A 25,546-nucleotide genomic window follows, 5' to 3' on the forward strand; every position below is an offset into this window, starting at 1 on the left:
ATCTATCACATGCTTGATGACCTGGGCTGAACTGCGACCAGCCTTTGCTAAACGGCGATACCCATGCGCTGAACGCGCTTCAGCGCATGGGCTAATCGCCCGGAATAATCAATTTTCTGCTTGAAGCGAAGAACCGGGGGATGAACCTGCATCTGATTTTTAACTTTACGGTCGAGAATGTGGGGGATGAGACTTTTACAGAGCAGCTTTACGCGGTGACGCAGCAGTATGGCATCGATCCTCATCAGATCATCATTCAGTTGAATCAGATGGTAGAGATTACGAGGTCGGAAATCTATATGAAGACAATCCGTAAGCTTCGGGAATATGGATTTGATGTCTGCCTGGCAGGCTTGGAATTAGACAGGGTATTCCTGGATTATCTGGACTGTGGGGCCAATGGATTAAAGCTTCGTCAGGATCTGGTACGGCAGATTGAGACAGAGAGGGGATATAAAGTGATTGAGAACCTGATCAGGCTTTGTCATGATCTGGGGCTTAAGGTGGTTCCTGTGGGAGTCGAGAATGAACGGCAGGCAGAGCTTTTAAAAGGACTAGGATGTGAGATGGCGAGTGGGTTCTATTATTACTACCCAGTTAGTCAGAAAAGCTTTGCAGAGATGATAGAAGAATAGAAAAAACGCAGTCGGGGCAGAAGTTCGACTGCGTTTTTTATGCACAAGATTCTGGGAGACCGGAATCGTTATTCTACTAAGCGCCTTTTCTCTGCTTCATTCGTTTGATGACTTTCAAACGTGTGAATTCTTCACGTTCCTTTTCTTCCAAAGCATTCGTAATGTTATATACAAGCTCTGTATACATGGGGATGGTGATATTTTGCAGAGCATTCGCGCGCTTCTGGGTCTTCTTAATATTCGATGCCAGACGGTAGGCAGCATTTTCCACCATAGACAGCTTGACCGTCAGGTCTTTTACCTTGCGGAATGCTTCTGTGGCGATATCGATGGACTCCCGGGTCGTACTGAACGAGTAGGTCGGAGTCTTGCTTCCCGGCGTGTATTTGACGTGGGGAATCTCCGTGCCCATGATACTGCGGGTCTGGATGGTGATGGAGTTCTCGATCGGCACCGTATAGGCAAGCTGTGATACCATGTTGATACCATGCTCGATATTGGCACGCTGCAGACATTGATATGCGTAGGTGAACGTGCTGTCGATCTCGTCCTGGATATCCCGGGCCTCGTCGATCAGATCCATCAGTTCCCGGATCAGGATATTCCGTTTTTTGTCCATCAGGTCATATCCCTGCTTTGCCAGAGCAAGAGAGTTCTTGGCAAGCATCAGATTTCCTTTGGTAGGGAAGGTACGCGGATCCATGCAACTCCTCCTTCTTAGTTAATAGTCTGAAAATTCTGAATATGGAGAGCAAAAGGGTCACATCCCCTTTGCTATTCTTCTTCTGGTGCCGCACGATAATACTTATCGAGTATCTTCGTATCCACACGGTCGAGTTCTTCCTTCGGCAGCAGGCCTAACAGCTCCCAGCCGAGGTCCAGTGTTTCTTCCATGCTGCGGTTCTCGTTCGGCCCCTGGCCGATGTATCTTTCTTCGAATGCTTTACCGAATTGCAGATACTTTTTATCAATTGGAGACAATTCGTCCTCACCGATAACAGAAGCGAGGTTTCTGGCATCGCCCACTTTGGCATAGGCGGAGAAGAGCTGGTTCGCCAGATCCTGATGGTCTTCTCTTGTATATCCGGCTCCAATGCCGTCCTTCATCAGACGGGACAGGGATGGGAGGATATTAATCGGCGGATAGATGGACTGTCCGTGAAGCTCTCTTTCCAGTACGATCTGGCCCTCTGTGATGTAGCCGGTCAGGTCAGGTATCGGATGAGTAATATCATCGTTCGGCATAGTCAGGATCGGAAGCTGTGTCACAGAACCGTTGATGCCCTGTACGATGCCGGCACGTTCGTATATAGTAGCAAGTTCGCTGTAAAGATATCCAGGGAAACCTTTACGGCTGGGGATCTCTCCTTTTGAGGAGGAGACCTCACGCATAGCCTCGGCAAAAGAGGTCATATCGGTCAGGATGACCAGGATATGCATGTTCTGCTCGAAAGCCAGGTATTCTGCCACGGTCAGGGCAACTTTTGGCGTGATCAGACGTTCTACGACCGGGTCATTCGCCAGATTCAGGAACATGGCAACGTGATCCGCAACACCGCTTTCCTCAAAGGTACGGCGGAAGAAGTCTGCTACGTCATGCTTGACGCCCATGGCGGCAAATACGATGGCGAATTGTTCGTCGGAATTCTCGCCCAGGGAAGCCTGCTTTACAATCTGTGCGGCAAGCTGATCATGCGGAAGTCCGTTCCCGGAGAAGATCGGCAGCTTTTGACCGCGAATTAATGTGGTCAGTCCGTCGATAGCGGAAATTCCGGTGTGGATATAGTTTCGTGGATATTCTCTCATGACCGGGTTCAGCGGAAGTCCGTTCACGTCACGCTTTAAGGTCGATGTAATCGGTCCCAGTTCATCGATCGGCTGTCCGATTCCGTTGAAGGTCCGGCCCAGCATGTCTGGTGAGAGTGCAATCTCCATGGGATGCCCGGTGAGCCGGGTATGTGTATTCTTTAAGGACATGTTCTCAGAGCCCTCGAAGACCTGAATGACGGCTCTGTCCTCGTAGATCTCTACGATACGTCCGATTTTACGTTCTGTGCCGTCGACGACAAATTCTACAATCTCATCGAAAAAGGCGTCCTGAACCCCCTCTAATGCGATCAGAGGGCCATTGATACTACTGAGTCCTAAATATTCAATTGACATGAGCAATCTCCCTCCTATGCATTCTTCTCAAGCACACGCTGATAAAAGGCATCGATATCGCGTCTGTATTGTGCGAACATTTCCGGGCGGTCATTCGGGACATCATACTTGATGGCGATGATCTTGTCGAAAATATTCTCAGATTTCAGTACGGACATCGGGTGCCCCATGGTAACGAGTGCACGGGATTGTTTATAAAGATACAAAATAATATCCATCATTAAGAACTGCTTCTGCATGGATACACAGGTATCGTCCTTGTGGAATGCGTTCTGCTGCAAAAATCCAAGACGGATGACACGCGCGATCTCAAGTACCAGCTTCTGGTCATCGGGGAGTACATCGCTTCCGATCAGCTTTACAATCTCCAGAAGACTGCTTTCCTGGTTCAGAAGCGCCATCAGACGGTTGCGGTAATCGACGAACTTCGGAGACACATTGTCCTGATACCAGGGGGCCAGGTCGCCTAAGTACTCGCTGTAGCTGGTCAGCCAGTGAATCGCCGGGAAATGTCTCGCGTAAGCAAGGCTCTTATCCAGTCCCCAGAAGCAGCGGACGAAACGCTTTGTATTCTGAGTAACAGGCTCAGAAAAGTCACCGCCCTGCGGGGATACCGCACCGATAATCGTAACAGAGCCGTCTGTGCCGTTTAAATTGTGCATCATGCCTGCTCTCTCGTAGAACGCAGAAAGCCGGGATGCCAGATAAGCCGGGAAACCTTCCTCGGCAGGCATCTCCTCCAGACGTCCTGACAGCTCACGAAGGGCCTCTGCCCAACGGGAGGTGGAGTCTGCCATGATTGCCACATCATAGCCCATATCGCGGTAATACTCCGCCAGTGTCAGTCCTGTGTAGATGCTGGCCTCACGGGCAGCAACAGGCATATTGGAGGTATTGGCGATCAGAGTCGTTCTGTCCATCAGGGGGTTGCCAGTACGAGGATCGGTAAGCTGTCCGAATTCCTCAAGAACCTGCGTCATCTCGTTGCCACGCTCTCCACAGCCAATGTAGATGATGATATCCGCATCGGACCACTTTGCAATCTGATGCTGCGTCATTGTCTTACCAGTTCCAAAACCACCCGGGACTGCGGCTGTTCCGCCCTTTGCAATTGGGAACATCGTATCAATGATACGCTGTCCTGTAACCAAAGGAGTGGAGGCTGGAAAACGGTGGTGGGTCGGTCGTGCCACACGAATCGGCCAGTGCTGTGTCATATTCAGTTTTTTCTGAGTCCCGTCAGATAATTCCAGCGTGATTAAATAGTCATCAATGGTGTATTCTCCATCGTCAACTGTCTCTACAACGGTTCCTTCCAGGTCAGGAGGAACCATACATTTATGAGTGATCGCATGAGTTTCAGGGATTTCAGCGATGATATCTCCGCCATGCAGGTAATCTCCCTTTGAGACGACCAGATGGGTCTGCCACTTCTTCGAGTGGTCCAGAGAATCTACGCTGACACCGCGGGTAATAAATGCGCCGCCGGATTCCGCGATTTTTTCCAGAGGACGCTCAATTCCATCAAAAATATTATTTAAGATTCCGGGCGCAAGTGTCACGGATACGGCATTACCCGTTGCCACGACCTCCTCGCCGGGACGAAGTCCCGTTGTCTCCTCATAGACCTGAACAGTCGTCAGATCCTTATCCAGTGCGATGACCTCACCGACCAGTTTCTCCTTGCCAACGTGGACCATCTCAGACATACGGAAGCCCGTGTTGCCCTTTAGATAGATGACGGGACCGTTGATTCCGTAAATCGTACCAGTATTAAGCAATTCCGTCACCTCCTAAAAAGATAAATTTATCATATTCATTACGCAAAGATGTCTTAAATGAATTATCAATCAAAATATTGCGGCTTCGGATGACAGCACGGATTCCACCTATGAAATCCTCGGCACTGACTGTAAGTCTCATGCCACAGGCGTCTTCAAGTTCAGAACGGCGCAGGTCATCAGAAGGATTGATGTAGATGACCATAGGGTCCCCAGCGGCAAATGTAATCGCTTTTTTGATACATTTGACCAGGTAATCTTCATAGGCCTCTGTTTTCATAAATTCTTTGACCAGATCATTCGCCTCGTCGAAGATCTTATCCTTTAATTCCAATTGAATCTTGCCCTGACGGCGCTTTAGTTCCAACTGGGATTTGGCCATCGCCTGGTTCAACTGTTGCTTGGCGCTGACTGTCTCAGCCTTGATGCGAGTCTCAGACTGGCGGAGCGCCTCTTCTTTATGATCTTGTAATACTTTTTCCAACGCTTCACGGTAGGTGTCGATGATGGCGTTGCCCTCAGCCCTCGCCTCTTCCATGGAGGTTGACTGTAAGTGTGCGATTTTTTCTTCCAGAGTCAAGAGGGGTACCTCCTTTTTTATAGTTTCAGTCCAATTGCTTCTGTAATATACGATGTGATAAAGTCCTTTTTACGTCCGGTTCCGTGCCTGTCAGGAATTGCAACCAGAAGAGGCATCTTCCTCTCCAGACGGAATTCATCGATGATATCGGGGAATTCACGTTCCAGCTTTTCAGTCAGGAGGACGATGCCAACGGTTTTGTCCTGCAGGACGTTCTGAAGGGCTGTGTACAGCTCATCATGTTCATGGACCACAACACCGTCCACGCCTGCAAGACGCATTCCTGTATAGGTATCAACATTATCACTGATTAGATACATCTTCATCTTACAGTTTACCTAAGATCATGAAGGAGATGATCAGTCCATACAGGCAGACACCTTCCGCAAGACCTACGAAGATCAGGGATTTACCAAGTACGCTGGAGTCCTCGCTGATTGCGCCGAGGGCTGCACTTGCAGCACTTGCTACGGCAATACCACCGCCGATACAGGATAAACCGGTAACCAGAGCGGCTGCGATATAGCCAAGTCCTGTTGCTGTGGAAGCGGCAGCGGCTGCTGTGTCGGCTGCCTGTACATCTCCGCCGAGCATCATGATGGATGCGATGGCAAATGCACCGAAGAAAAAGAAAGCGTTCACGCCGATTGTCTTTTTATAGCGTTTCTTATTCTTTTCACCAATCAGGTAATATCCGAATGGAATGATGATACTTAAGATTAAAGCTGCGATAAGAATGATTTTTGTTGCTAAAGTCATAGTTGAGGTCCTCCCTACTTTTTCTTAGTTTTTTTCGATTTTTTTGTGTATGGATCAAAAGCTCTTCCGCTTCCTTTATAAAAACGACTGAACATTTCATAATATTCCAGACGCAGTACCTGGATACCAACGATCAGTCCTTCGAAACCGCATACAAATAAATTGCCAAGTACGATGACTACCCAGTTCGGGGAGCCGCTCTCTGCGCCTGCCAGGATCAGGACGACCTCCATGATCGCCGCATGGCTGACTGCGAATGCACCGATACGCACAAAGGAAAGTGTGTTGGAGAAGTAGCTCAACAGTGTCTCGAACAGTTCGAAAAAGCCCTGTACAAGGAACATTCCGGCACTTTCCTCCATTGCGTCCGCACGCTTCTGGATCTTTCTTGTAATAGGTTCCTTGAATAAAATTAACAAAAGTGGAATGCCAAACATCACAGCCATGACAATTCCGCCCGGTGTCTTATGTCCTGTCATGAACAATACGATCGTTACAACAACAGACGCATAAAATACAAATCCGGCAACACCGTTTGCATCAAACCAGATATTTTCCATATCGTGGCTTCGTACCGCGTTGACAATATGAAGAATCATTGCCACTAGGATGACTCCCATACCGAATGCAACGGCAACAATAAACACTGTGTTCAGTTTTCCGATGAACGGCAGTGTAGTCATATGGTCGATAGGCCTTAACCACAAGGGCTTGATTACATTCTCAAATCCGAAGATACTGCCGAACATGAATCCGAAAATCGTGGAGAAAATACCTGCTGTAGAAATAATTCCAGCCAGCGGTGCTTTCTTAAAGTAGTAGATCAGGCCGCCTCCGATCAAAAGCAGAAGCCCCTGTCCCACATCTCCGAACATGACGCCGAAAATAAAGGAGTAGGTCAGCCCGACGAACACGGTCGGATCGAACTCATCATGTGAAGGGAGTCCGTACATCTGGATGAACATCTCGAAAGGCCTGAATATCTTCGGATTCTCCAGCTTGGTAGGCGGTTCACCGAAATAAGTATCATGGTCATCTTCTACAACAACAAAGACCTTATCGTCATCCTTGATCTCATTGATGAACTTCTCAATGTCGTCCTCGGCCATCCAGCCGCATAAGATGTAGTAATCCTCTTTCTTATCCTCCATGCGTGCCGCCATCTTGCGGACATCGAAGTTGTTCGCAAGCTCTTCCAGACGATTCTTTGCTGCGATTAGCTGTGGTGCGCGTCCAGACAACATTTCTCCGGCCTGTTTATCTAAGTCTTCAATCTCTTGATTTGCATTGTAGATCTCTTTGACGATCTTACGGTATTCTGCTTCAGGTGTTCCCAGGAATTCAGCCGGAAGTTCAATTTTTTCAAAGTGGAGTGACCGGAAAACAGCGTCGACCTTCTGCGACTCTCCCGGCGAAACGAAATAGGCACCATATACGAAGCTGTCATCCCGCTCCCCTTCCACAAAGATGGCTCCTAAATCATCCATTAAGTACTTTTCCATCTTGTGATAAAACTCAACGGCAATCCTTCCGAACCGATAAGTAATATATTTGTAATGTAAAATCCTGCTCAGCTCACAGTCCAGAGGACGAAATGGCGCGATGATCTGCTGCTTCTTATGCAGTTCGTCGATCTTGCGTTTCAGCTTATCCTTCTTATCCTGCAGCTCCATATAGTCCTGATTGGCCCTGCGGACGACCTCGAACATATCGTCCAGCCCCAGAGATTCGTCAGGCTCTATCTCATCGGCATTCTGCAGATATCCGACGAACTGTATTGCCTTATTCAGAGCATCACGGTAAGGGTTGATCTCCACAAAGGGCCTTAAGTTATCCACTGTCTTTAACTCTGATAAGGCAGATTCCAACTGAATCTCATATCGGGACAGGTAGAGGTCCGTAACGCGGTCAATATCATTGCGGGGGCCGGAGATGTTGATAAATTTCATTTTCACTATCATTGCGTTCTACCTCCAACATACGCCAACGTCTCGCTGGGTGTAAGGCCGTAGCGGATACATTCCATAGCGGTCGTCAGCTTTTTAAGCTCTTCTTCCTTCATAAATAAATACGTATTGATCGTGGCGATGGAGTATGGATTGCGTCTCCTGTCCACGGTATAGAGATGATAAAGGCATTCTGCATACATCTGTTCAATCGTCAGCTTCTGTGCAAAATCATAGTGCCGCGAATAGGCGGTCTTCCTCATGGCAGCATAAAATTCTTCTTTATTAGAGGACTCAACCAGCTCCTTGATCAGATCCATAGAAATCTTGTAATGGATCGGAACCAGGATGGAATAAATATCCGCAGGTGCCATATCATAATATCTCTTGGCCCGGTAGATCCATTGGAGGTTCAGCAGGTCAATTTTGGAGCCGCAGTCTCGTGTAAAAATCTCCAGCTCCTTTTTCTTTAATACTTTTTTACGTTCCTTCCATAAGGAAGAGAAATAGTATAGGTCTAATGTCAGGTCATAATCAAATAAAGTGACTGCCCGACCGTCACGCAGCTTCCGAAGAGGCTCGTAGTACTCCGTACCCTTTAGATTCTCAACTAATTCATCCGTTGTCCTTGAGGTGATCAGCTTCTCAATAGAAATCTGGGAATACCGGTCAAAGAACGGCTTCTTGTAGTTGATGTCGAAGGGCTCGGCATAATGATTGATCACAATACGGAAACAATAATTAATCAGATCAATCTCATAACGCTTAATGTATAAGTGCAGGAATTTTCGCTGTTCTAGACTGCAGAAGCGGTAAATCTTCGTGTAGTCCCGATAGAGCGATTCGACCAATACCTTTTCGATGTCTCCGCGATGCAGCCTGGTATCATCAATTTCTTCTAAGATATCTGTATAGGAAGTATGCTCCATCAGATAAGAAACGACTTCCGGCACATTGTGGAGATTGGCAATCTCTTCGAACTGTTCCGGCTTTAAAAGCTTGGCCTCCATAGCACGGATTTTGGTCACAATCCCGCTGTAAACAAGTAGATTCCCCATAAGCTATACCTCTGTAATCCGTTTTAAAATATCCTGTGCATATTGGGTATGCTTTTCTTCATACTCTTTTTGCAGTGCCTTGATAGAATCGCTGTTCGCACCGGTCTGGTCATCCAAAAGCCTGGTGGTGCTTTTCTCCAGTTCATCCCGAATCTTCTTGATGCGGCTCTGGGTCTTCTCCTCCAGCTCCTCATCGAACCTGCGTCGGGCTTCATCGTATTCCTTGTCCAGGACCGATTTCTGAGCTTCAGCGTGTTCTACGATTGCGGCAGCGGCAGATTCTATTTCTGATAATTTCTTTACAATAGAGTCCATTTTTTGCCTCCTGTCATTCGTTGATAGTAGTTGTATCTATAATACACCTTTTGGTGAAAAAAGCAAGTTACAGAGATGACATACACTAATTTGTATTTGGCGCTCAGTGCCTTCATATGGTATGATAATTCCTGGAAAAAAATCTGATTTTCTACAGGAAGTGGATTGATTTTTTGCTGTACTGTATTATACTAACCATAAATAGAAATAAAAAACGTCATTTGGGGAAGTAAAACAAAAAGGAGTTATAGAGTATGAGATTGAGAAATATTCCGCGTGCAGAAGGGACGATTCAGGCACATAAGACTGTGATCAAGCGCCCGGAAGCACAGAAAGGCTGTTGGAGCCAGGTGTTCGGCAATAAGAATCCGATCCATATTGAGATCGGCATGGGAAAGGGACAGTTTCTGCTGAACATGGCGAAGAGATTCCCGGAGGTCAACTTTGTCGGAATCGAACGTTATACCAGTGTACTCCTGCGTGCAGTGGAAAAGTATGACACGGAAGAGTTCAATATGTTAAATAATGTCCGGTTCGTCTGCATGGATGCAAGAGATGTGGAAGAGGTTTTTGCGCCGGAGGAGGTAGAGAAGATTTATCTGAATTTCTCTGATCCGTGGCCGAAAGCACGACATGCGAAGAGGCGCCTGACATCTGTGGAATTCCTGGCACGGTACGAAAAGATTCTTGTACCGGGAGGAAAGGTAGAATTCAAGACGGATAATACAGAATTATTTAACTTCTCACTCGAGCAGGTGAGAGAGGCAGGATGGATTTTGGAGCATTATACATATGATCTGCATCATCATGAGGTGATGAATAAAGGGAATGTGATGACGGAATATGAGGAGAAGTTCTCAGCCAAAGGGAATCCTATCAATAAGCTGATCGCGTTGAGAAAGTAAAAGGAACAAGAATAAGAGAATGATAAATGTGAATGGAGACATGGCAGGTATGATATGCGGATGTCTCTATTCACATTTTTTTCATATCTTCATATGATAAGAGTGAGGAGATTTTCTTTCATGTCTCATGTCGGATCTTGCATGTTCCGGGGCATGATAGAAAGCTCTGTATGTAACGGTGTGGTAAGAATTCAAGCCTTAAGCGGGCAGTTGGAGGCGGATCATGAAGGGCAGAGGATGGAAGGATTATGTTTGTCACAGGATGTACTGCAGGCCGGACCTGAACCGAAAACTAATGTGTCTGAAGCGTTCATTTGATGAGGTCTGTGAATATCTGAACAGCGGGAATTGTCGTTGAAAATAGGTGATTAGAGAGAAGAGAAAATCGAAGAGGAAGAAAAAAGTAGGTGACGGCTATGAAGGTCAGAGTAACCGGGAAAAATTATTCTCAGGAGGTGCTTAGATCAAGGCTTCCTGTTTTGGTAGAATTTTTTGCTGTTTGGTGCGCGAAATGTGCCATGATGGCGGATATTGTGGATGATCTTGCAGAAGAGTACGATGGTCTGGTCAAGGTATGCCAGATCGATATTGATGAAAGTGTCGACCTGGCGTCAGAGTTCGACATAGAAATCGTGCCGACCTTTGTGGTGTTCCGGAATGGAAAGCCTGTATCGGCGGCGAATGGAGTGCTTGACAAACAGGTGCTGGTGGAGATGATGGAAACTTAGGAGGCTTGTAGCGGTAAGAGCATAGAAAACGTAATATCATATAGAAAGGCGGCGGTATTCTCAACGTTTTGAGTGATACCGCCGTTTTTAATCATATAGAAAAGTTTAAGGAAGCTGCTTTCCTTCGTATACTCCATCTAGTACATCAAAATATTCCTGACCGAACAGTTCCACGTAATCCCTGACGGCATTCTTCACAACAGCTTTTCCAGCCTCGCCAAGTTCTGTCTCCAGGGTGGTTCTGATGGTATATAAGATATGTGCGGTGTGATATGTAAAGTTTTTTACGCAGGATAACCCAAGCTCAGCTTTCTTTTCTGCGAGGAGACGAGCCTCCTCTTCTGTCAGTGGATGTCCCCAGTCAAATTCGCAGCGTTCGCCGCCCCAGCTCAGCGGCGGGGCCATGAGCCGGCAGGTCAGATCAGAGCGGAATCCCTGGTAGACTGCATTGTCCACGTTCAGACAGTAATATTTGCCGTATTCTAACAGATCATGCTTCTGCCAGGCGCTGCACCAGGCACATTTGGATACATAGGTCTGATAGGTGGGTTCGATGCAGATAGGGCCGGCTTCTATCTGCCCTGGATAATCCGGCACCCATTCTCCATAAGCCTGATTAGTCATGGTGTTCAAAGGATCGTTGTGGGCAAGGGCATTCTGTGCCATACGTCTGCCGCGTTCATTTCCGTACTTTGTCATACCCTTTAAGATTGCCTCCTTGCCCTTTTCACCGTGTTCGGTGATCGCATATTTGGACAAAAGTGCAAAAAGAGTGGCGTGGTGTTCAATTGTGCATGTGATAGGGGATGTTGTTGTCATGAGGGCCTCCTTTTGGAAAGAAAAGTTTATCTGCGTGGATCAGTAGTGAATTTTAAGGAAAGTATAACACGAGGGGGTACACAAGTGCAACAGACAGGAAAGGTTACTGATTTCTTTTATTTTTCAATTAAGTTTCGGTTGCTTATTTTGGGTTTACATTTAAAATGAAATTATAAGCGATGTATCTGATTGGAGAAAAATATGAATAAAAGACGTGCCCCTTTAAAGTTAAAGACAATCCTCATTATCCTGACTGCATGTATTATCACATGTACTCTGGGAATCAGCGGGATTATTTCATTTCAGATGTTTGAGAAGCTGATGGTCCAGAAAATATCGAATTCACGTGTGGATGTCCTGAGTCAAATATCCGAGAAGGTCTCTACAATTAAATCGAATGCAGAAATGTTGTCCAACCTGTATTTTTATAATGAAAATCTGACAGAGATCTATCATGATGGCAGTTTTACAGAAGAAGAGAAGAAACAGATACAGGATCATTTTAATAACATTGAGAAAATGACAGGGATGACCCAGGCGGCGACGGGACTTGAATTTTACTATACGTTTTTAATGGAAAATGGGTATGTGTATACATCTGATCCGAAAACACGTATGCAGTCACTGGCCGATTATAGGAACAAACTATGGTTTCTGGATGTTATGGAGGAAAAAGAAAAGTGGATTTCTACATATGAAGACATTCAGGGGAGAAGTGTGATTTCGATTGCGCGGACAATGAAAGATAAAGATGGTAAATTCATCGGTCTGTTTCTATTCAACATATATGAACATAATTTCAGTCAGGTATTTGAAGCGTTGTCCGGCCAAAATGATATTTATATCGTGGATCATGATGGGAATATTGTATCGCATAAAAACAAAGAGTTAATAGGGATTCGATTTTATGATATGGATGTGATGAACCAGATGTTCCAGCATGAGAATTATAGTATCATCGAAAAAAGTCAGAAGAAATATTTATTTTCTATATTCAAGAATCAGGAACTGGACTGGATGATTGTTGAAGAGATTCCATTGGAGCTGCTTTTGGGTGATGTGCAGTCCATAGGCAGGCGAATGGTGTTGATCGGGCTTGTAATCTTTGCGGTCAGTATGCTGGTCTGTCTGTACATATCTCAGAGGACGGCCAGGCCCCTGAAGGAATTAGTGTATGAGTTAGAGAAGGTGGGGCGTTCAGAGAAGAATGAACAAACATTTGAAGTTTCAGGATGGCGGGAGATCAATACGATTTGCGAGGAATGCAATTATATGAATCAGAGAATCCGAGGCCTTGTGACTGCAATCAAGGAGTCAGAAAAGAAGAAACGAGCCGCGGAGATGGGTTTTATGCAGTCACAGATGAGTCCTCATTTTTTGTATAATACGTTGTTCTCTATACGCTGCCTGGTCGATATGGGGAATAAGGAAGGCGCGATTGGAATTATCGATGCATTTACTTCCATTTTAAAATATATTCTGTCCTATAAGAGTGAGTTTGTGGATGTGGCCCAGGAGATTAAGTTCTTAGAAGACTATTCAGTGCTTCAAAAGTATCGGTATGGAGACCAGTTCTCACTGGAAATTGAATGCCCGTCGGAATTGTACCAGAAGAAAGTACTGCGGATGATTCTGGAACCACTTGTGGAAAATTCTCTGTTCCATGGGCTGGACGATGAAGTAGAGCGTATTCATGTTACTGTCAGCTTCAAGATAGAGGCCGGTGATATGATTATCACTGTGACAGATGATGGTGTCGGATTTACAGATGAGAACTTCATGAAGCTGAGCCGGAAAATTCGTTCGGGAGAACAGTCAAATATGATTGGAATGAATAACATCAGGGAGCGCCTGAAAATGACTTTTGGTAAGAAATATGGATTAAGTATTGATACAAATTATGAGGAGGGAGCAAGGATTTTTGTGAAAATGCCGGTGATAGATTAAAGATTTCGACATAATAAGGAGGAGATTATGAGAATTTTAATTGTAGATGATGAGCTTCCCATCCGTGAATGGCTAAAGATGTCCATGGTGAATCTGGAAGGGGATGAGAACGAAGTAAATACTGCATCAAATGGAAAAGAGGCCTGGGAATTGTTTTTAAAATGGATGCCGGATATGGTAATCACGGATATTAAGATGCCTAAAATGGGGGGACTGGAACTTCTGCAGAAGCTCAAGGCTTCTCGTCCAGATGTTTATGTTGTCATGCTGACTTCATACAGTGAATTTGAATACGCCAGGGAAGCAATCAAATATCAGGCAAATGAGTATGTACTGAAAAATGAAATTACATCGGATGTGTTAAAACAAATTTTATTTAATTATCAGGAGAGCAGGGAGAAAAAGGGACAGTTAAAGGAAACGAAGTATATCAGAGAGTGGATCGAGCATCCTGGAAACGAGGAGCGCTTTCCCATTCAGAATCAGGGTGGAAAACCTATTTTTGCGATAGCATATGAAGAACCTGAAGCGCAGAAGGAGGTGTTTGACAGTTATTTGAATACCTTTGTTCTGCACATAGAACATGGTTATTATGAGAAAGGTATTTCTATCTGGGTGTGTAGTTATAAAAATCGGCATTCTGCAGGAGCATGTTTTGGGGAAGCGATGTCGTTCTGTCAGAACATAGCAGTCTTAAAGGGAACAGCAATCGGATTCTCTGGATTTTCAGAAGATGTACCTGAGGCCTGCAGACGGGCAAGGATGGCTTTGAACCTTGGTTTTTATGAACCTCATCAGAATGTTTTCATGTACAGAGAGGAAAGCGGCGGAATAGAGAAGATTAAGAGCATTCGAAAAAATATCGTATCCATGATTCATAAGGAGCGCCAGGAAGAGGCGGAGGAATATATTTCTGAGTTATTCAAAGTGTTAGAAAAAGAGCAGATTCTCGACCTTATACAAGTGAGGGAATGTTTTCGGGACATTGTAGATGCATATAAGATAGTAAAAATGGAATTTGCCGGACATGAAATGGAGGAACTGTGCAATGAAACAAAAGAGGGCATCGCTGTTGCCCAAAGTCTTGCTGTAATGAAGGATAAGATGGATACATTCCTCCAGGAATTAAAGGGAACCATGATTTTAGGAGAAAGGGCATATTCTGGTTATATAAAATCAGCAATTGCCTACATTGTGAATAATTACGACCGCATAGAATCTTTATCAGAGGTCGCGGACTATGTAAATATTAATGCGGAATATTTCTGCCGTTTATTTAAGGCAGAAACAGGAGTAACATTCAACAGTTATTTGACAAATTATAGGATACAAAAGGCAGTGGAGCTGCTTACGAAAACAGAACTCAAGGTATATGAAGTGGCGGAAAAGGTAGGGTACTCCAATCTTTCCTATTTTTCCAGGGTATTCAAGAAAGTAACAGGAGTGAATCCATTTTTTTATAAAAATTGACAAAATGTCAATATAATGCAGGAAATCCACAGATGAAATCTGAGGGAATGTCAGGAAAGTGCAATATGCTTACAATTTTGTGCATTTGATTTTTTGCAGAATCCGGTAAGATATGATTAGAGGCAGGGAGAAGAGATGAAGAAAAAAGAACTGTTGATCTACACTGTTATTTTAATGCTAGTGATATCTGCATGCAGCAGACAGATGCATACAGAAAAGGACAGGCAGGAAGAAAAGACGGCCGGACAGACTCTGACACCTCTCAGAGTAGCCGTACAGCCTTATTATATCAGCTCTGCGGTTGGATATGTGATGGAAAAGGGGCTGGATAAGGAATTTGGATTAGAACTGATTCCTGTGGAATATCCATCTGGCGCAGAACAAATCGTAGATATTGAAAAGAATCAGTACGATGTGGCTACGGTCGGAGCAGCCTTTTTATATCCCCTCGTAGAAAATAAGGGAGTCGTCATAGGAGAGCATATCTGCTCTACGGGTGGAGATGCTATTTATGTGAGAAATGGCAGCAGTATCTTGGATGTCAAAGGATTTAACCCGACTTATCCCGAAGTCTGTGGAGATCTGGAAACGGTACGGGGAAGCAAGATCCTTATGAATGTGAATACTACACAGCAGTATCTGGGAATGAAATGGCTGGAGTCTATTGGTGTAAAGAAGAGTTCCGTGAAGCTGGCTTATGGGACCTTTGAGGATAATTATGACAGATTCTTGAAAGGAGAGGGCGATATCGCTGTATTAAGTGCGCCTTATTCTTACCGTGCTGAAAAGGAGGGCTTTCAGAAAGCAGCGGATACAAGGTCTCTGCACACAGAAATCTACGAGGTGATCCTGGCGACAAAAGAAGCTCACAAAGAGAAGCGGGATGAGCTGGTCCGATTTATGGAGTGCCTCTTGTACGCGAATGAGATGTTAGAGGCTGACCAGGAGAAGAAAATAGAGGCATGTGGGAACTGGTACAAGAGTCAAGGCCAAAAGGTCTCAAGAGAAAATCTGGAAGCGGAGTGCAAAGATAAGCTTTTGGTCACGAGAGAAAATTATGAGGTCGGTCAATTCGGGGATTTTGAAATGAAGTATGCAGAGTATATGGCAGCTATCGGAAATATTCCACCGATCGGCCTTCCTAATGTGGAAGCAAATGTGGATCGTGAGTTATTTCAGGAGGCTTTTGCAGGTGGGGAGAATTAAACAAGAATTGTCTTGTTTAAAATAAAAGGAATAAAAGGAGAAAAAGGTATGAAGAAAAAAGCTTTAGCGGGATTTCTTGCACTGACTTTAGCACTCACATCATTAGTCGGCTGCCAGTCGGGAGGGAAAACAGAGGAAAAAAAGGAAACAGCGAAGTCTGAAGATTCAAAGGGAGATGCAGATTCAGGTGAACTTCCGGTCCTTAGGGTGGCGGTCATGCCATTCTATATTTCATCACAGATTGGTTATATCATAGACAATAAATTGGATGAAGCCAATGGATTTAAGATTGAGCCAGTCATGTTCCCGACAGGAGCACCCATGAATGAGGCAATCGCATCTGATTCCTATGATGTAGCAACGATTGGCGGTGCATTTGTATTTGGAGTAGCAAATTTTGATGCACATGTCATTGCCAGCCATATTAATGGAACTGGTGGTAATGAAATATGGGCTTATAAAGATTCTGCCCTGGCAGGAGAAAAGGGTGTCAATCCAGAATACCCGGAAGTACTGGGGTCACCGGATACTGTCAAAGGAGTTAAGATTGTACAGACAACTGGAACAACAGGACAGCTTGCAGTAACAAAGTGGCTGGAGGCAATCGGCGTGCCGGAGACGGATGTACAGATGGTACATATGGAATTCGCACAGTGCTATCAGGCATTCAAGGGCGGACAGGCAGATGTGGCAGCTCTCACATCCCCGTATTGTTTCCAGACAGATGATACTATGGTGAAGGTGGCGGATCTGGAGCAGTTGGGCTTACAGCTTTACGAGGAAATCACGATTACGGATAAGGCATATAATAACTCTGATATTAAGGCAGTCATCCCGGCATTTTTAAAGACACTTTATCAAGCAAATGATGAACTGGAGGCCGATCCGCAGAAGAAGTTCGAAGCAGTTAAAAAGTGGTACAACGATAACGGAGGTTCCGCAACGGACGAAGATATCCAGGCAGAATGCGACCTTAAGCCTTTTGTGACAACAGAAGAAGCGAAAAAGCTGAAACTGGGGGAGTACGAAGCAACTTATGCGGAATTTATGGTATCACAGGATAAACTGGACAGCGATAAAGTGGAAACTGTAAAGAACAACACAACATCAGAATTTCTTGACGAAGCACTGAAATAGATGAAATTCAGGGTGCTGCTGCAAAGAGGTTCCAATACTTGGAAAATTTCTCTATGTGGCAGCACTATGAAGTTAGAAAGAGAGAAATGAGGATATGAAGAAAAGCAAAAAGTATATGGTCATCTCAACAATTTCCATGGTATGCTTTTTTGTCTTATGGGAGATGGTCACAGATGTATTACATCTGTTCCCGGTATATTCCATGCCGAGCCCGATCAAGACATTTCAGGCATTTTTTATAAAATTGGTGAATCCGTCGCCGGATGGTTCGGTCCTGTTGGTCCACGTAGCTGCCAGCCTGCAGGTTGCCCTGACAGGATACATCTTTGGCGCGGTAGTGGGAATTCCTTTGGGAATCCTGATGGCATGGTATAAGCCGGTCGATTTGTTCGTAAAACCTATTTTTGACCTTGTCAGGCCGATTCCTCCTATTGGATGGGTTCCTATCATGATACTTTTGCTTGGGATCGATTTGAAATCAAAGGCCATGGTTATTTTCGTATCGGCAGTCATCCCGTGCATCATTAACTCCTATTCAGGAATTAAACAGACAAGTGAAGTACATATCAATGTAGGCAAGACTTTTGGACTGACCAAATTTGAAATTCTGAGGAAAATTGCAATTCCAACGGCCCTTCCTATGATTTTTACTGGATTAAGAGTTTCTCTGGGAGTTGCATGGATGACTCTGGTAGCAGCAGAGCTTGTGGCAGCAACAAAAGGACTCGGGTATATGCTTCAGATTGCAAGGACGATCGGACGTCCAGATATCATTGTGATGGGAATGCTTGTAATCGCAGGAGTGGGTGCCATTCTGACAGGAACACTTGAGTTTTTGGAAAAGAAGTTCGTGAGGAGGTAGAAGATGAAGACAAAAGAAAAAAGCCTTGCTCTGGGCGTTGGGGTATTGGCGGTTCTAAGTGTATTTTTAGTATGGTATTTTGCTGCCTCCTATACAAAGGTCTCTCTGTTCTTCCCGACTCCGCAGAGAGTCTTCCAGAGATTTGTGGAGTCCCTGACTGTACCAATTGGAAAGTATACTCTTTTGATGCATGTGCTGTACAGCTTGAAGCGCGTATTTATTGGTTTCGGTCTGTCTTCTATAACAGGAATCATCCTGGGAGTTGCGATGGGGTACTCAAAAACAGTGAATGCGATTGTAAGACCTATCTTTAATATCATCCGTCCGATTCCAGGACTCGCATGGATACCTCTTGCCATTCTATGGTTTGGAATCGGGGAGACGACCAAGTATTTTATCATCTTTATGGGGGGATTTGCGAATATCGTACTGAATTCGTTCGATGGTACCAATAAAGTGAATCCGACATTAGTAGGTGCGGCCGAACTTCTAGGTGCGAACAAGTTTCAGATTTTTACAAATATCATCCTGCCCAGTGCAATACCATATATTTTTGCTGGGCTTCAGGTCTCACTGTCAACGTCTTGGATGGCAGTTCTGGCAGCAGAGATGATCAGTTCTTACGAAGGGGCCGGATGGATCATCAATATGGGAATGAACACCGGGGATACAGTCCTCATTCTGGTCGGTATGATTTCCATTGCTATTATTGGATTTGCCCTGGCAAATATTATGAGAGTTTTAGAAAGGAGATTGTGTTCATGGACGGAAAGGGGAAAATAACAGTCAGATGTAAAGATCTCTGTAAAACTTTTTATGCAAAAAACAGAAAACAGGATGAAGAAAACGAGGTGATTCGGAATCTGAATCTGGAGGTCAGGGAAAATGAGTTCTTAGTTCTGTTCGGACCGGGACAATGTGGAAAAACGACGATTCTAAATCTGATGGCAGGGCTTGTAGAGCCAACGAGCGGGGAAATAGAGGTAAATGGGAAAAAGGTGGATGGCCCCAGTAAAGACCGGGGAATGGTCTATCAGACAACGGCACTTTTTCCCTGGATGAGCGTGATGAAAAATGTGTCCTTCGGACCGAGAATGCAGGGAGTCAAGAAGGCGGAATGGAAGAAAAGGGCACAGTATTATATTGATCTGGTAGGACTGACTGGATTTGAAGACAGTTATCCGGTAAAGCTTTCTGGCGGAATGCAGCAGCGTGTGGGGATTGCCCGGGCATACTGCAACGATCCAGATGTGATATTTATGGACGAGCCATTCGGTCATCTGGATGCACAGACCAGATATTTAATGGAGGAAGAAATCGAAAAAATTTGTTCAAAAGAAAAGCGTACAGTCATTTTTGTTACGAACAATGTGGAGGAAGCAATTTATCTGGCAGATAGGATCGTGGTTCTGACGGATATGCCCACAACAGTGAAAAAGGAATATATGATTGAAATTCCGCGGCCAAGAGACTATACAAGCAAACAATTTTTGTCGCTCAGGGAAGAGATTACGCAATGTGTAGAAATCAGCGGAACTTTTGAGGAGGCAGGACATGGAGATGAATGAGAAAAAAGTAAAGGTGGAAGTGAAAAATCTGACAAAGTCTTTTGGAGATCTTCTTGTCCTGGATGATATTTCTTTTGATGTATATGACGGAGAGTTCCTTTGTATTGTAGGTCCTACCGGTTGTGGAAAAACAACATTTTTAAATTCATTGACGAAGGTGTATGATATTAATAAGGGAAGCATCAAGGTCGATGGTGAGGATATCCATCCGAAGAAACACAATCTGGCTTATATCTTCCAGGAATACTCTACAATGGAGTGGTTGAATATTCAGGAAAATGTGGAATTTGGTTTGAAGGCAAAACGATTTCCTCCTGATAAGCTAAAAGAACGCTCGGATTATGTCATCAATATGGTCGGACTTGATAAATATCGGAATTATTATCCCAGCCAGCTTTCCGCAAGTATGCTGCAGAGAGTCGTGATAGCCCGGGCATTTGCCATAGAGCCGGACCTTCTGCTTATGGATGAACCATATGGGCAGTTGGATCTAACGTTAAAGTATAAGCTGGAGGATGAATTACTGAAAATGTGGAATGAAGTCAAAACTACGGTATTGTTCATTACTCATAATATTGAGGAGGCCGTGTATTTGTCAGACCGTATTATTGTCCTGACAAATAAACCCACACATATAAAAACGGAAATCATGAATGATCTCCCACGTCCAAGAAAGGTATCAGATCCAGAATTTGTAGCGCTCAGAAATAAGGTGACGGATCTGATAAAATGGTGGTAATATGGAAAAATATAACCTGATTATTATAACCCCGGATCAGATGCGTGCTGATTATTTGGGATGTTATGGACATCAAAGTATTGGGACGAAGCATATTGATGCGCTGGCGGAAAACGGGGTGCGTTTTCAAAATATGTACTGTGCTGCGCCCTTATGCGGACCAAGCAGATGCAGTTTTGCTACGAGTACGTATTTTTCAGAACATAATCACAGAAATTACTGGTCCACGATCTCTCCATCCGTACCGAATGTAGTGACATCACTCAAACAGGCCGGATATACCACGGGGATGTTCGGGAAAAATCATTTGTTCACATATTCGGAGCTGCCAAAGCTTTGGGATGAATTGGATGAAATCTGCCTTGGCAATTACGATGGGCATCCACAATATGAGCATTCTTTTTCTTCTTTTACATTGGAGGAGGAACATCCTTTTAATATTACCCACAGATTAACAACAGAAGCAATTCAATTTGTGGAAAACAATCAGGAAAAGCCATACCTTCTGTGGATAAATTATCAGGACCCGCATCCGGCCTTTTGTTGTCCCAGCCCATATGATACGATGTTCAATCCCAGTGAGATTGAGATACCTGTTACCTTCCGGGAATATGACAAGGATTGCCAGCCGGTCAAGAACGAGGTATTTAGAAAGCATTCGGAAATGGATCAATGTACGGATGAAGATCTGAAAAGGGCGATTGCTCATTATATGGGGCAGATTCGTTATGTTGATGATAATGTAGGTCGGCTTGTGGAGGCTTTAAAGAGAACAAAACAGGATAAGAAGACGGTTATCTTGTTCTTTTCTGACCATGGCGAACTGTTGGGCGATTATGGCATGACTCATAAGAACCCTACTTTCTATGAATGCCTGTCTCATATTCCGGCTATTTTGGTACATCCTGACGGGAGATGGAGAAGTACTGTGTTTGATGGACTAACAGAAGAGGTTGATATGGTGCCCACTCTGTTGGAGATTTTGGGGATAGAGATTCCGCCGACTATGGTAGGAAAATCTTGGGTAAGTGCCCTGGATGAAGGCGATGTCAGCGGAAAAGAAACGATTCTGTGTGAAGCCGGGGGCGGCTGTCCAACTTATAAGGACGCGATTCCCGGGTTTACATTAACGGCACCCCATGCACCAACCTCTTTTGGACCCGGTGCCATGATAAGAAAAGGCAGTTGGAAGCTCTCTATTTATGCAGATGACAGAGGAGAACTATATGATTTGGAATCAGACCCGCATGAGTTACATAATCTGTATCAGGATAAAGCATACGAAGATATCAAGAGTGAGATGACGCTGCTTTTGCTGAAACGAGTCATGAGCGTGAAGGTGAGAGATATCCATAAACTGGATTGGGATTATCGGCAATATCCTCATGATGTCAGGTTTGAGCCGCTGGAATCCTTTGGGGCTGTTCTGGAAGATATCAGGGCTAGCGGAGAATATTAAAATTCTCCGCAGATTATTCTTGTCAGAGTCGGTTTATAGCCACTGATGACAGGAAAATAAAAAAAGTTTCAAAAAAATAAAAAAAATTTAAAAAAGGGGTTGCATTTTCTCGAAAGATTAGATATAATATCACTTGCGTCGAGGGAATACGATGCAAACAAAATAAGGCTTGCGCGATTAGCTCAGTTGGTAGAGCACCTGACTCTTAATCAGGGTGTCCAGGGTTCGAACCCCTGATCGCGCATTCGAAGCACTGTTTTCGTGGAGTTGGAGTCACGGGGACGGTGTTTTTTTCGCGTAAAAGCTCCCGGAAAATGGGAGTACTCCAATGAGATCAGAGACGGCGCTATGACTCAGAAAAAAGTGGAAGGCCTGAAAGAATTAAAGATGAAGTATGTAGGTGTCGGGGAATAACAGAGCCAGTAGATACAAACTGCTTCATGAGAAAATAAAACGGATGTTGAATATCCACTTTACAGGAAGCGGGGACAGAAGATGGAAGTAATGCGGACGATCATGGATTTTGAATTTGATACAGCGAAAGTGCAGAGTATGCATTTTCATCAGAATCCGGAGATTCTTTACGTACTTGATGGGAAAGCGGAGGTCCAGATCGAAACTGAGAAATATGAACTGGAGAAGGGGGACTTTCTCTTCGTGAATGTGAACAAGAGGCACTCTCTCTTTGAGACGGAGAAGGAGCTTCTGTTCGCCAGATTCCGCATTAATTTTTCCATGCTGTCGGATTATCTTGGCACGAATCAGATTCTGTTCTGGTGTAATACTACTGCGGATAAAAATGAGGCGTATGACCACCTCGGGCGGATTCTGGACCGTATCCTGAACCGTTTTTACGATAAGGAAAAGGAAGGCGCCCTTTATCTGAACAGTATCTATTATGAGGCGCTGTATGTGCTGACCAGTTATTTTATGGTGAAGTCGGATGATATCCGGCTGAAAGATAAAGGGGGACCGGACAATTCCAGGGTTTTTGAGATTCAGAACTATGTGCAGGCGAATTATCAGAAGCAGATCAGCCTGAATGATCTGGCGAAGAAACTTTACCTGTCCAATGCATATCTATCTAAATATATTAAAAAGAGATTTGGCTTAAGCTTCGTGGAATATGTGAATAATATCCGGCTGTTCCATGCAGTGGATGAGCTTTTGTATGGGGAAAAGAAGATTACCCGGATCGCGCTGGACAATGGATTTTCGACGACAGCTTCGTTCAACAAGACATTCAAGGATGTCTATCATATGACGCCTTCTGCTTACCGGACCAGTGTCAGGCAGGAGACGCAGGGGGATGAAAAGGAAGAACAGTCTAGGGCAGAGATCGAACAGAGGGTAAAGGACTATCTGGCAGGAAATAATTTTGTGCCGGATGAGACAGCGACAAAGAATCTGGGTGTTGTGACCGTGGATGCCGAGAAGACGGTGCCGCTTAAAAAGTCCTGGTGCGAGATCATCAATGTCGGGAAGATCGAGGCTCTGCTGGACTGTGATATACAGCGCCAGGTCCTGATGATGAAAGAAGAAATCGGGTTCAAATATGTCCGCATCTGGAATATTTTTGTGCAGGAAATGTATGAAGAGAGGGACGGGGACTGGCATTATAATTTCAGCCGAATTGACCGCGGGCTGGATTTCCTCGTTGAAAACGGTCTGAAACCATATATTGAGCTGTCTTTTAAGCCAATCCATGTCAGCTATTCGATTAATTCCACATTGGCAGAGAAGGATAATCACATCATCTTCCATGAGCGTGACAGTTATGAGAAGGTAATGAATGATCTGGCCTCCCATTTGGTCAACCGCTATGGAATGGATGAGATCGAGACCTGGTATTTTGAGCTCTGGAAGGACGACCGGCTGAATATGCTGGATGAGAATGGATGGTATTTTGACTGCTTTGAGATTGGATATCTTGCATTGAAGCGGGTCTCAGAAAAAATAAAGGCTGGCGGGGCTGGATTTGCATTGGGTTACGACCGCTATCAGTATCATGACCTGATCAGAAACTGGAAGAAACGCCGGATCAAACCGGATTTTATCAGTGTGTATTCATACTCCTATCTGTTGATCCAGCAGAATGGAATGTATTTTGGAAAGCGTTCTTTAGACAGTAACTTTGTGAAGAACCAGCTGGATATTTTTAAAGAGGTGTTAAGAGAAGAAGATTTTCTGCCTGAGGAGCTTCATATAACGGAGTGGAACTTTACAATCTCCAACCGGAACTGCATTAACGACAGTTGTGCACAGGGGGCTTATGTTATGAAGTCCTGTATCAATTCCGTTGGAAATGTGGACAAGATGGGATTCTGGCACGGCTGTGATCTTAATTCGGAATATTATGATACAGAAGCGGTATTGTATGGAGACAATGGTCTTCTTACACGGGATGGTATTAAGAAGCCATCCTTTTATGCCTTTCATTTCCTGCATTTTTTGCAGGATCAGATGCTGGGAAAGACCGAGAATGCGCTGATCTCCACAAATGGAAGAGGGATCTATACGATCGTCTGCCACAACTGCAAGCAGTTTAATTACCGCTATACGATGAAGGAAGAGAAGGATATCCGAGTCGATGATCTGTATGAACTTTATGAAGATCTGGACACGATTCATTTAAAATTCCGCATTCAGAATGTGAAGAATGGGGAGTATATCATGCGTGTATTCTATGTGAATCCGGAGAATGGAAGTGTGCAGGATATCTGGAGAGAGATGGATTATATGAAGAATCTGTCAAAGGGTGAAGTCGATTATATACGCCGCGGGGCCATGCCGAAGGTCGGGATGCGCAAGATCAAGGTGGAAGACGGGGAACTGTGGGTAGAGACACAGATGAAGGCACATGAGATCAAGGTGATGGAGATCTATTATCAGTATTAGAGGAACTCAGTTAAGGTATTAAAATAAACTTTACATAAGGATTAACAGATGCTATAATGTCTTTAGAAAAGGAAAGTACCCACTCCAAAGTGGATGCTCCCGAAGGTGGTTATTTACCTCTCAATGAGAGGCGCCCACTCCGTTTGCCGACGGGGTGGGCATTATTTTTTTCGCTTGTGGTTCCTATCTCGATCGAGAAAGGCAAGCAACGCGATAATTAAGCTGCCGAAGGATATCAGCAAAGCTAATATACCTATAATGACTGTAATAGTCTCGAAAGCTGTCATATGCGCCACCTCCCCTCGTATGTATTCCGCCGGACCGGTTATCAGACTCCGGGAGGATGCCACCCTGTCATGGGTATTTTCCGTGAACGTATTCTACCATATTGATCGGGAAACTCAATTCTATTCCCGATAATCTGTTACAAACATAATACTCCTCAGACCAATAGGACAAAAAAGTATATGCTTTTTTTGTCCTATTTTTTTGCGCCCAAAAAAAAGGGTCAAAATCCGGCAGTAAATAAGGTTAATCCGGGGAAAGTCATCTTCAATGTTATCCGATATAA

At 44.6% G+C, this 25,546-nt stretch carries 25 protein-coding genes and 1 tRNA gene; 15 read left to right on the plus strand and 11 right to left on the minus strand.

Annotated features, from left to right (window positions below; genetic code table 11):
* Positions 1-140 precede the first annotated feature (140 nt).
* On the plus strand, positions 141-635 hold the full coding sequence (locus tag HGO97_RS16870) for an EAL domain-containing protein (RefSeq protein WP_216244047.1): 495 nt from the start codon (positions 141-143) through the stop codon (positions 633-635).
* A gap of 76 nt (positions 636-711) precedes the next feature.
* Here HGO97_RS16870 and HGO97_RS16875 read toward each other — a convergent pair whose 3' ends face one another.
* From HGO97_RS16875 to HGO97_RS16915, 9 genes are all read right to left on the minus strand, one after another.
* Complete coding sequence (locus HGO97_RS16875) at positions 712-1,338, minus strand: V-type ATP synthase subunit D (protein ID WP_216244049.1); 627 nt, start codon at positions 1,336-1,338, stop codon at positions 712-714.
* A 71-nt stretch (positions 1,339-1,409) separates the two neighbouring features.
* Complete coding sequence (locus HGO97_RS16880) at positions 1,410-2,798, minus strand: V-type ATP synthase subunit B (protein WP_216244051.1); 1,389 nt, start codon at positions 2,796-2,798, stop codon at positions 1,410-1,412.
* Between the two features lie 14 nt (positions 2,799-2,812).
* Positions 2,813-4,579, minus strand: a complete 1,767-nt coding sequence (locus HGO97_RS16885; RefSeq protein WP_216244054.1) for a V-type ATP synthase subunit A — start codon at positions 4,577-4,579, stop codon at positions 2,813-2,815.
* Positions 4,572-5,159: a V-type ATP synthase subunit E gene (locus tag HGO97_RS16890; protein ID WP_216244056.1), complete on the minus strand. Its 588-nt coding sequence runs from the start codon at positions 5,157-5,159 to the stop codon at positions 4,572-4,574. Before HGO97_RS16890 ends, HGO97_RS16885 begins: the two co-directional genes overlap by 8 nt.
* A 17-nt stretch (positions 5,160-5,176) precedes the next feature.
* The gene (locus HGO97_RS16895; protein ID WP_216244058.1) at positions 5,177-5,485 is read right to left on the minus strand and encodes a V-type ATP synthase subunit F; all 309 of its coding nucleotides are present in this window, start codon (positions 5,483-5,485) and stop codon (positions 5,177-5,179) included.
* 1 nt (position 5,486) lies between these two features.
* Positions 5,487-5,918, minus strand: a complete 432-nt coding sequence (locus tag HGO97_RS16900; RefSeq protein ID WP_216244060.1) for an ATP synthase subunit C — start codon at positions 5,916-5,918, stop codon at positions 5,487-5,489.
* Positions 5,919-5,932: 14 nt separating this feature from the next.
* The gene (locus HGO97_RS16905; RefSeq protein WP_216244061.1) at positions 5,933-7,879 is read right to left on the minus strand and encodes a V-type ATP synthase subunit I; all 1,947 of its coding nucleotides are present in this window, start codon (positions 7,877-7,879) and stop codon (positions 5,933-5,935) included.
* Entirely contained in the window at positions 7,876-8,922 is a 1,047-nt protein-coding gene (locus tag HGO97_RS16910; RefSeq protein ID WP_216244063.1) for a V0D/AC39 family V-type ATPase subunit, read from the minus strand. Before HGO97_RS16910 ends, HGO97_RS16905 begins: the two co-directional genes overlap by 4 nt.
* Before the next feature lie 3 nt (positions 8,923-8,925).
* A complete protein-coding gene (locus tag HGO97_RS16915) occupies positions 8,926-9,237 on the minus strand; it encodes a hypothetical protein (protein WP_216244065.1) in 312 nt (103 codons plus the stop codon).
* Between the two features lie 254 nt (positions 9,238-9,491).
* On the opposite strand from HGO97_RS16915, the gene trmB reads away from it, so the two are divergent.
* The 3 genes from trmB to HGO97_RS16930 all read left to right on the plus strand — a co-directional run bounded on the left by trmB (position 9,492) and on the right by HGO97_RS16930 (position 10,870).
* The gene (gene trmB / locus HGO97_RS16920; protein WP_216244067.1) at positions 9,492-10,142 is read left to right on the plus strand and encodes a tRNA (guanosine(46)-N7)-methyltransferase TrmB; all 651 of its coding nucleotides are present in this window, start codon (positions 9,492-9,494) and stop codon (positions 10,140-10,142) included.
* A 120-nt stretch (positions 10,143-10,262) separates the two neighbouring features.
* The gene (locus tag HGO97_RS16925; RefSeq protein WP_216244069.1) at positions 10,263-10,460 is read left to right on the plus strand and encodes a hypothetical protein; all 198 of its coding nucleotides are present in this window, start codon (positions 10,263-10,265) and stop codon (positions 10,458-10,460) included.
* Between the two features lie 98 nt (positions 10,461-10,558).
* Entirely contained in the window at positions 10,559-10,870 is a 312-nt protein-coding gene (locus tag HGO97_RS16930; RefSeq protein WP_216244071.1) for a thioredoxin family protein, read from the plus strand.
* A gap of 105 nt (positions 10,871-10,975) precedes the next feature.
* On the opposite strand, the gene HGO97_RS16935 is transcribed toward HGO97_RS16930, so the two are convergent.
* Positions 10,976-11,689: an L-2-amino-thiazoline-4-carboxylic acid hydrolase gene (locus HGO97_RS16935; RefSeq protein WP_216244073.1), complete on the minus strand. Its 714-nt coding sequence runs from the start codon at positions 11,687-11,689 to the stop codon at positions 10,976-10,978.
* Between the two features lie 201 nt (positions 11,690-11,890).
* On the opposite strand from HGO97_RS16935, the gene HGO97_RS16940 reads away from it, so the two are divergent.
* The 11 genes from HGO97_RS16940 to HGO97_RS16990 all read left to right on the plus strand — a co-directional run bounded on the left by HGO97_RS16940 (position 11,891) and on the right by HGO97_RS16990 (position 24,975).
* Positions 11,891-13,636, plus strand: a complete 1,746-nt coding sequence (locus tag HGO97_RS16940) for a sensor histidine kinase (RefSeq protein ID WP_216244074.1) — start codon at positions 11,891-11,893, stop codon at positions 13,634-13,636.
* 27 nt (positions 13,637-13,663) lie between these two features.
* Complete coding sequence (locus HGO97_RS16945; protein WP_168866700.1) at positions 13,664-15,106, plus strand: response regulator transcription factor; 1,443 nt, start codon at positions 13,664-13,666, stop codon at positions 15,104-15,106.
* Between the two features lie 135 nt (positions 15,107-15,241).
* Entirely contained in the window at positions 15,242-16,312 is a 1,071-nt protein-coding gene (locus HGO97_RS16950) for an ABC transporter substrate-binding protein (RefSeq protein ID WP_216244076.1), read from the plus strand.
* 48 nt (positions 16,313-16,360) lie between these two features.
* Positions 16,361-17,449 (plus strand): ABC transporter substrate-binding protein, encoded by a 1,089-nt coding sequence (locus HGO97_RS16955; RefSeq protein ID WP_216244077.1) that lies wholly within the window; start codon positions 16,361-16,363, stop codon positions 17,447-17,449.
* A 94-nt stretch (positions 17,450-17,543) separates the two neighbouring features.
* A complete protein-coding gene (locus tag HGO97_RS16960; RefSeq protein WP_216244080.1) occupies positions 17,544-18,311 on the plus strand; it encodes an ABC transporter permease in 768 nt (255 codons plus the stop codon).
* 3 nt (positions 18,312-18,314) lie between these two features.
* Positions 18,315-19,094: an ABC transporter permease gene (locus HGO97_RS16965; RefSeq protein WP_216244082.1), complete on the plus strand. Its 780-nt coding sequence runs from the start codon at positions 18,315-18,317 to the stop codon at positions 19,092-19,094.
* Positions 19,073-19,879 (plus strand): ABC transporter ATP-binding protein, encoded by an 807-nt coding sequence (locus HGO97_RS16970; RefSeq protein WP_216244084.1) that lies wholly within the window; start codon positions 19,073-19,075, stop codon positions 19,877-19,879. Before HGO97_RS16965 ends, HGO97_RS16970 begins: the two co-directional genes overlap by 22 nt.
* Positions 19,872-20,618 (plus strand): ABC transporter ATP-binding protein, encoded by a 747-nt coding sequence (locus tag HGO97_RS16975; RefSeq protein ID WP_216244178.1) that lies wholly within the window; start codon positions 19,872-19,874, stop codon positions 20,616-20,618. Before HGO97_RS16970 ends, HGO97_RS16975 begins: the two co-directional genes overlap by 8 nt.
* A 1-nt stretch (position 20,619) precedes the next feature.
* Positions 20,620-22,077 carry a sulfatase family protein gene (locus HGO97_RS16980; RefSeq protein WP_216244086.1) on the plus strand — a complete coding sequence of 486 codons (1,458 nt, stop codon included), beginning with the start codon at positions 20,620-20,622 and terminating at the stop codon, positions 22,075-22,077.
* Positions 22,078-22,248: 171 nt separating this feature from the next.
* Positions 22,249-22,321 (plus strand) — tRNA-Lys (locus HGO97_RS16985).
* A gap of 272 nt (positions 22,322-22,593) precedes the next feature.
* Complete coding sequence (locus tag HGO97_RS16990; protein WP_246597529.1) at positions 22,594-24,975, plus strand: GH39 family glycosyl hydrolase; 2,382 nt, start codon at positions 22,594-22,596, stop codon at positions 24,973-24,975.
* Positions 24,976-25,136: 161 nt separating this feature from the next.
* On the opposite strand, the gene HGO97_RS24555 is transcribed toward HGO97_RS16990, so the two are convergent.
* Positions 25,137-25,262 (minus strand): putative holin-like toxin, encoded by a 126-nt coding sequence (locus HGO97_RS24555; protein ID WP_408610866.1) that lies wholly within the window; start codon positions 25,260-25,262, stop codon positions 25,137-25,139.
* Positions 25,263-25,546: the final 284 nt, after the last annotated feature.

This window comes from Faecalicatena faecalis, from assembly GCF_012524165.2.
In the GTDB taxonomy this organism is placed as follows: domain Bacteria; phylum Bacillota; class Clostridia; order Lachnospirales; family Lachnospiraceae; genus Faecalicatena_A; species Faecalicatena_A faecalis.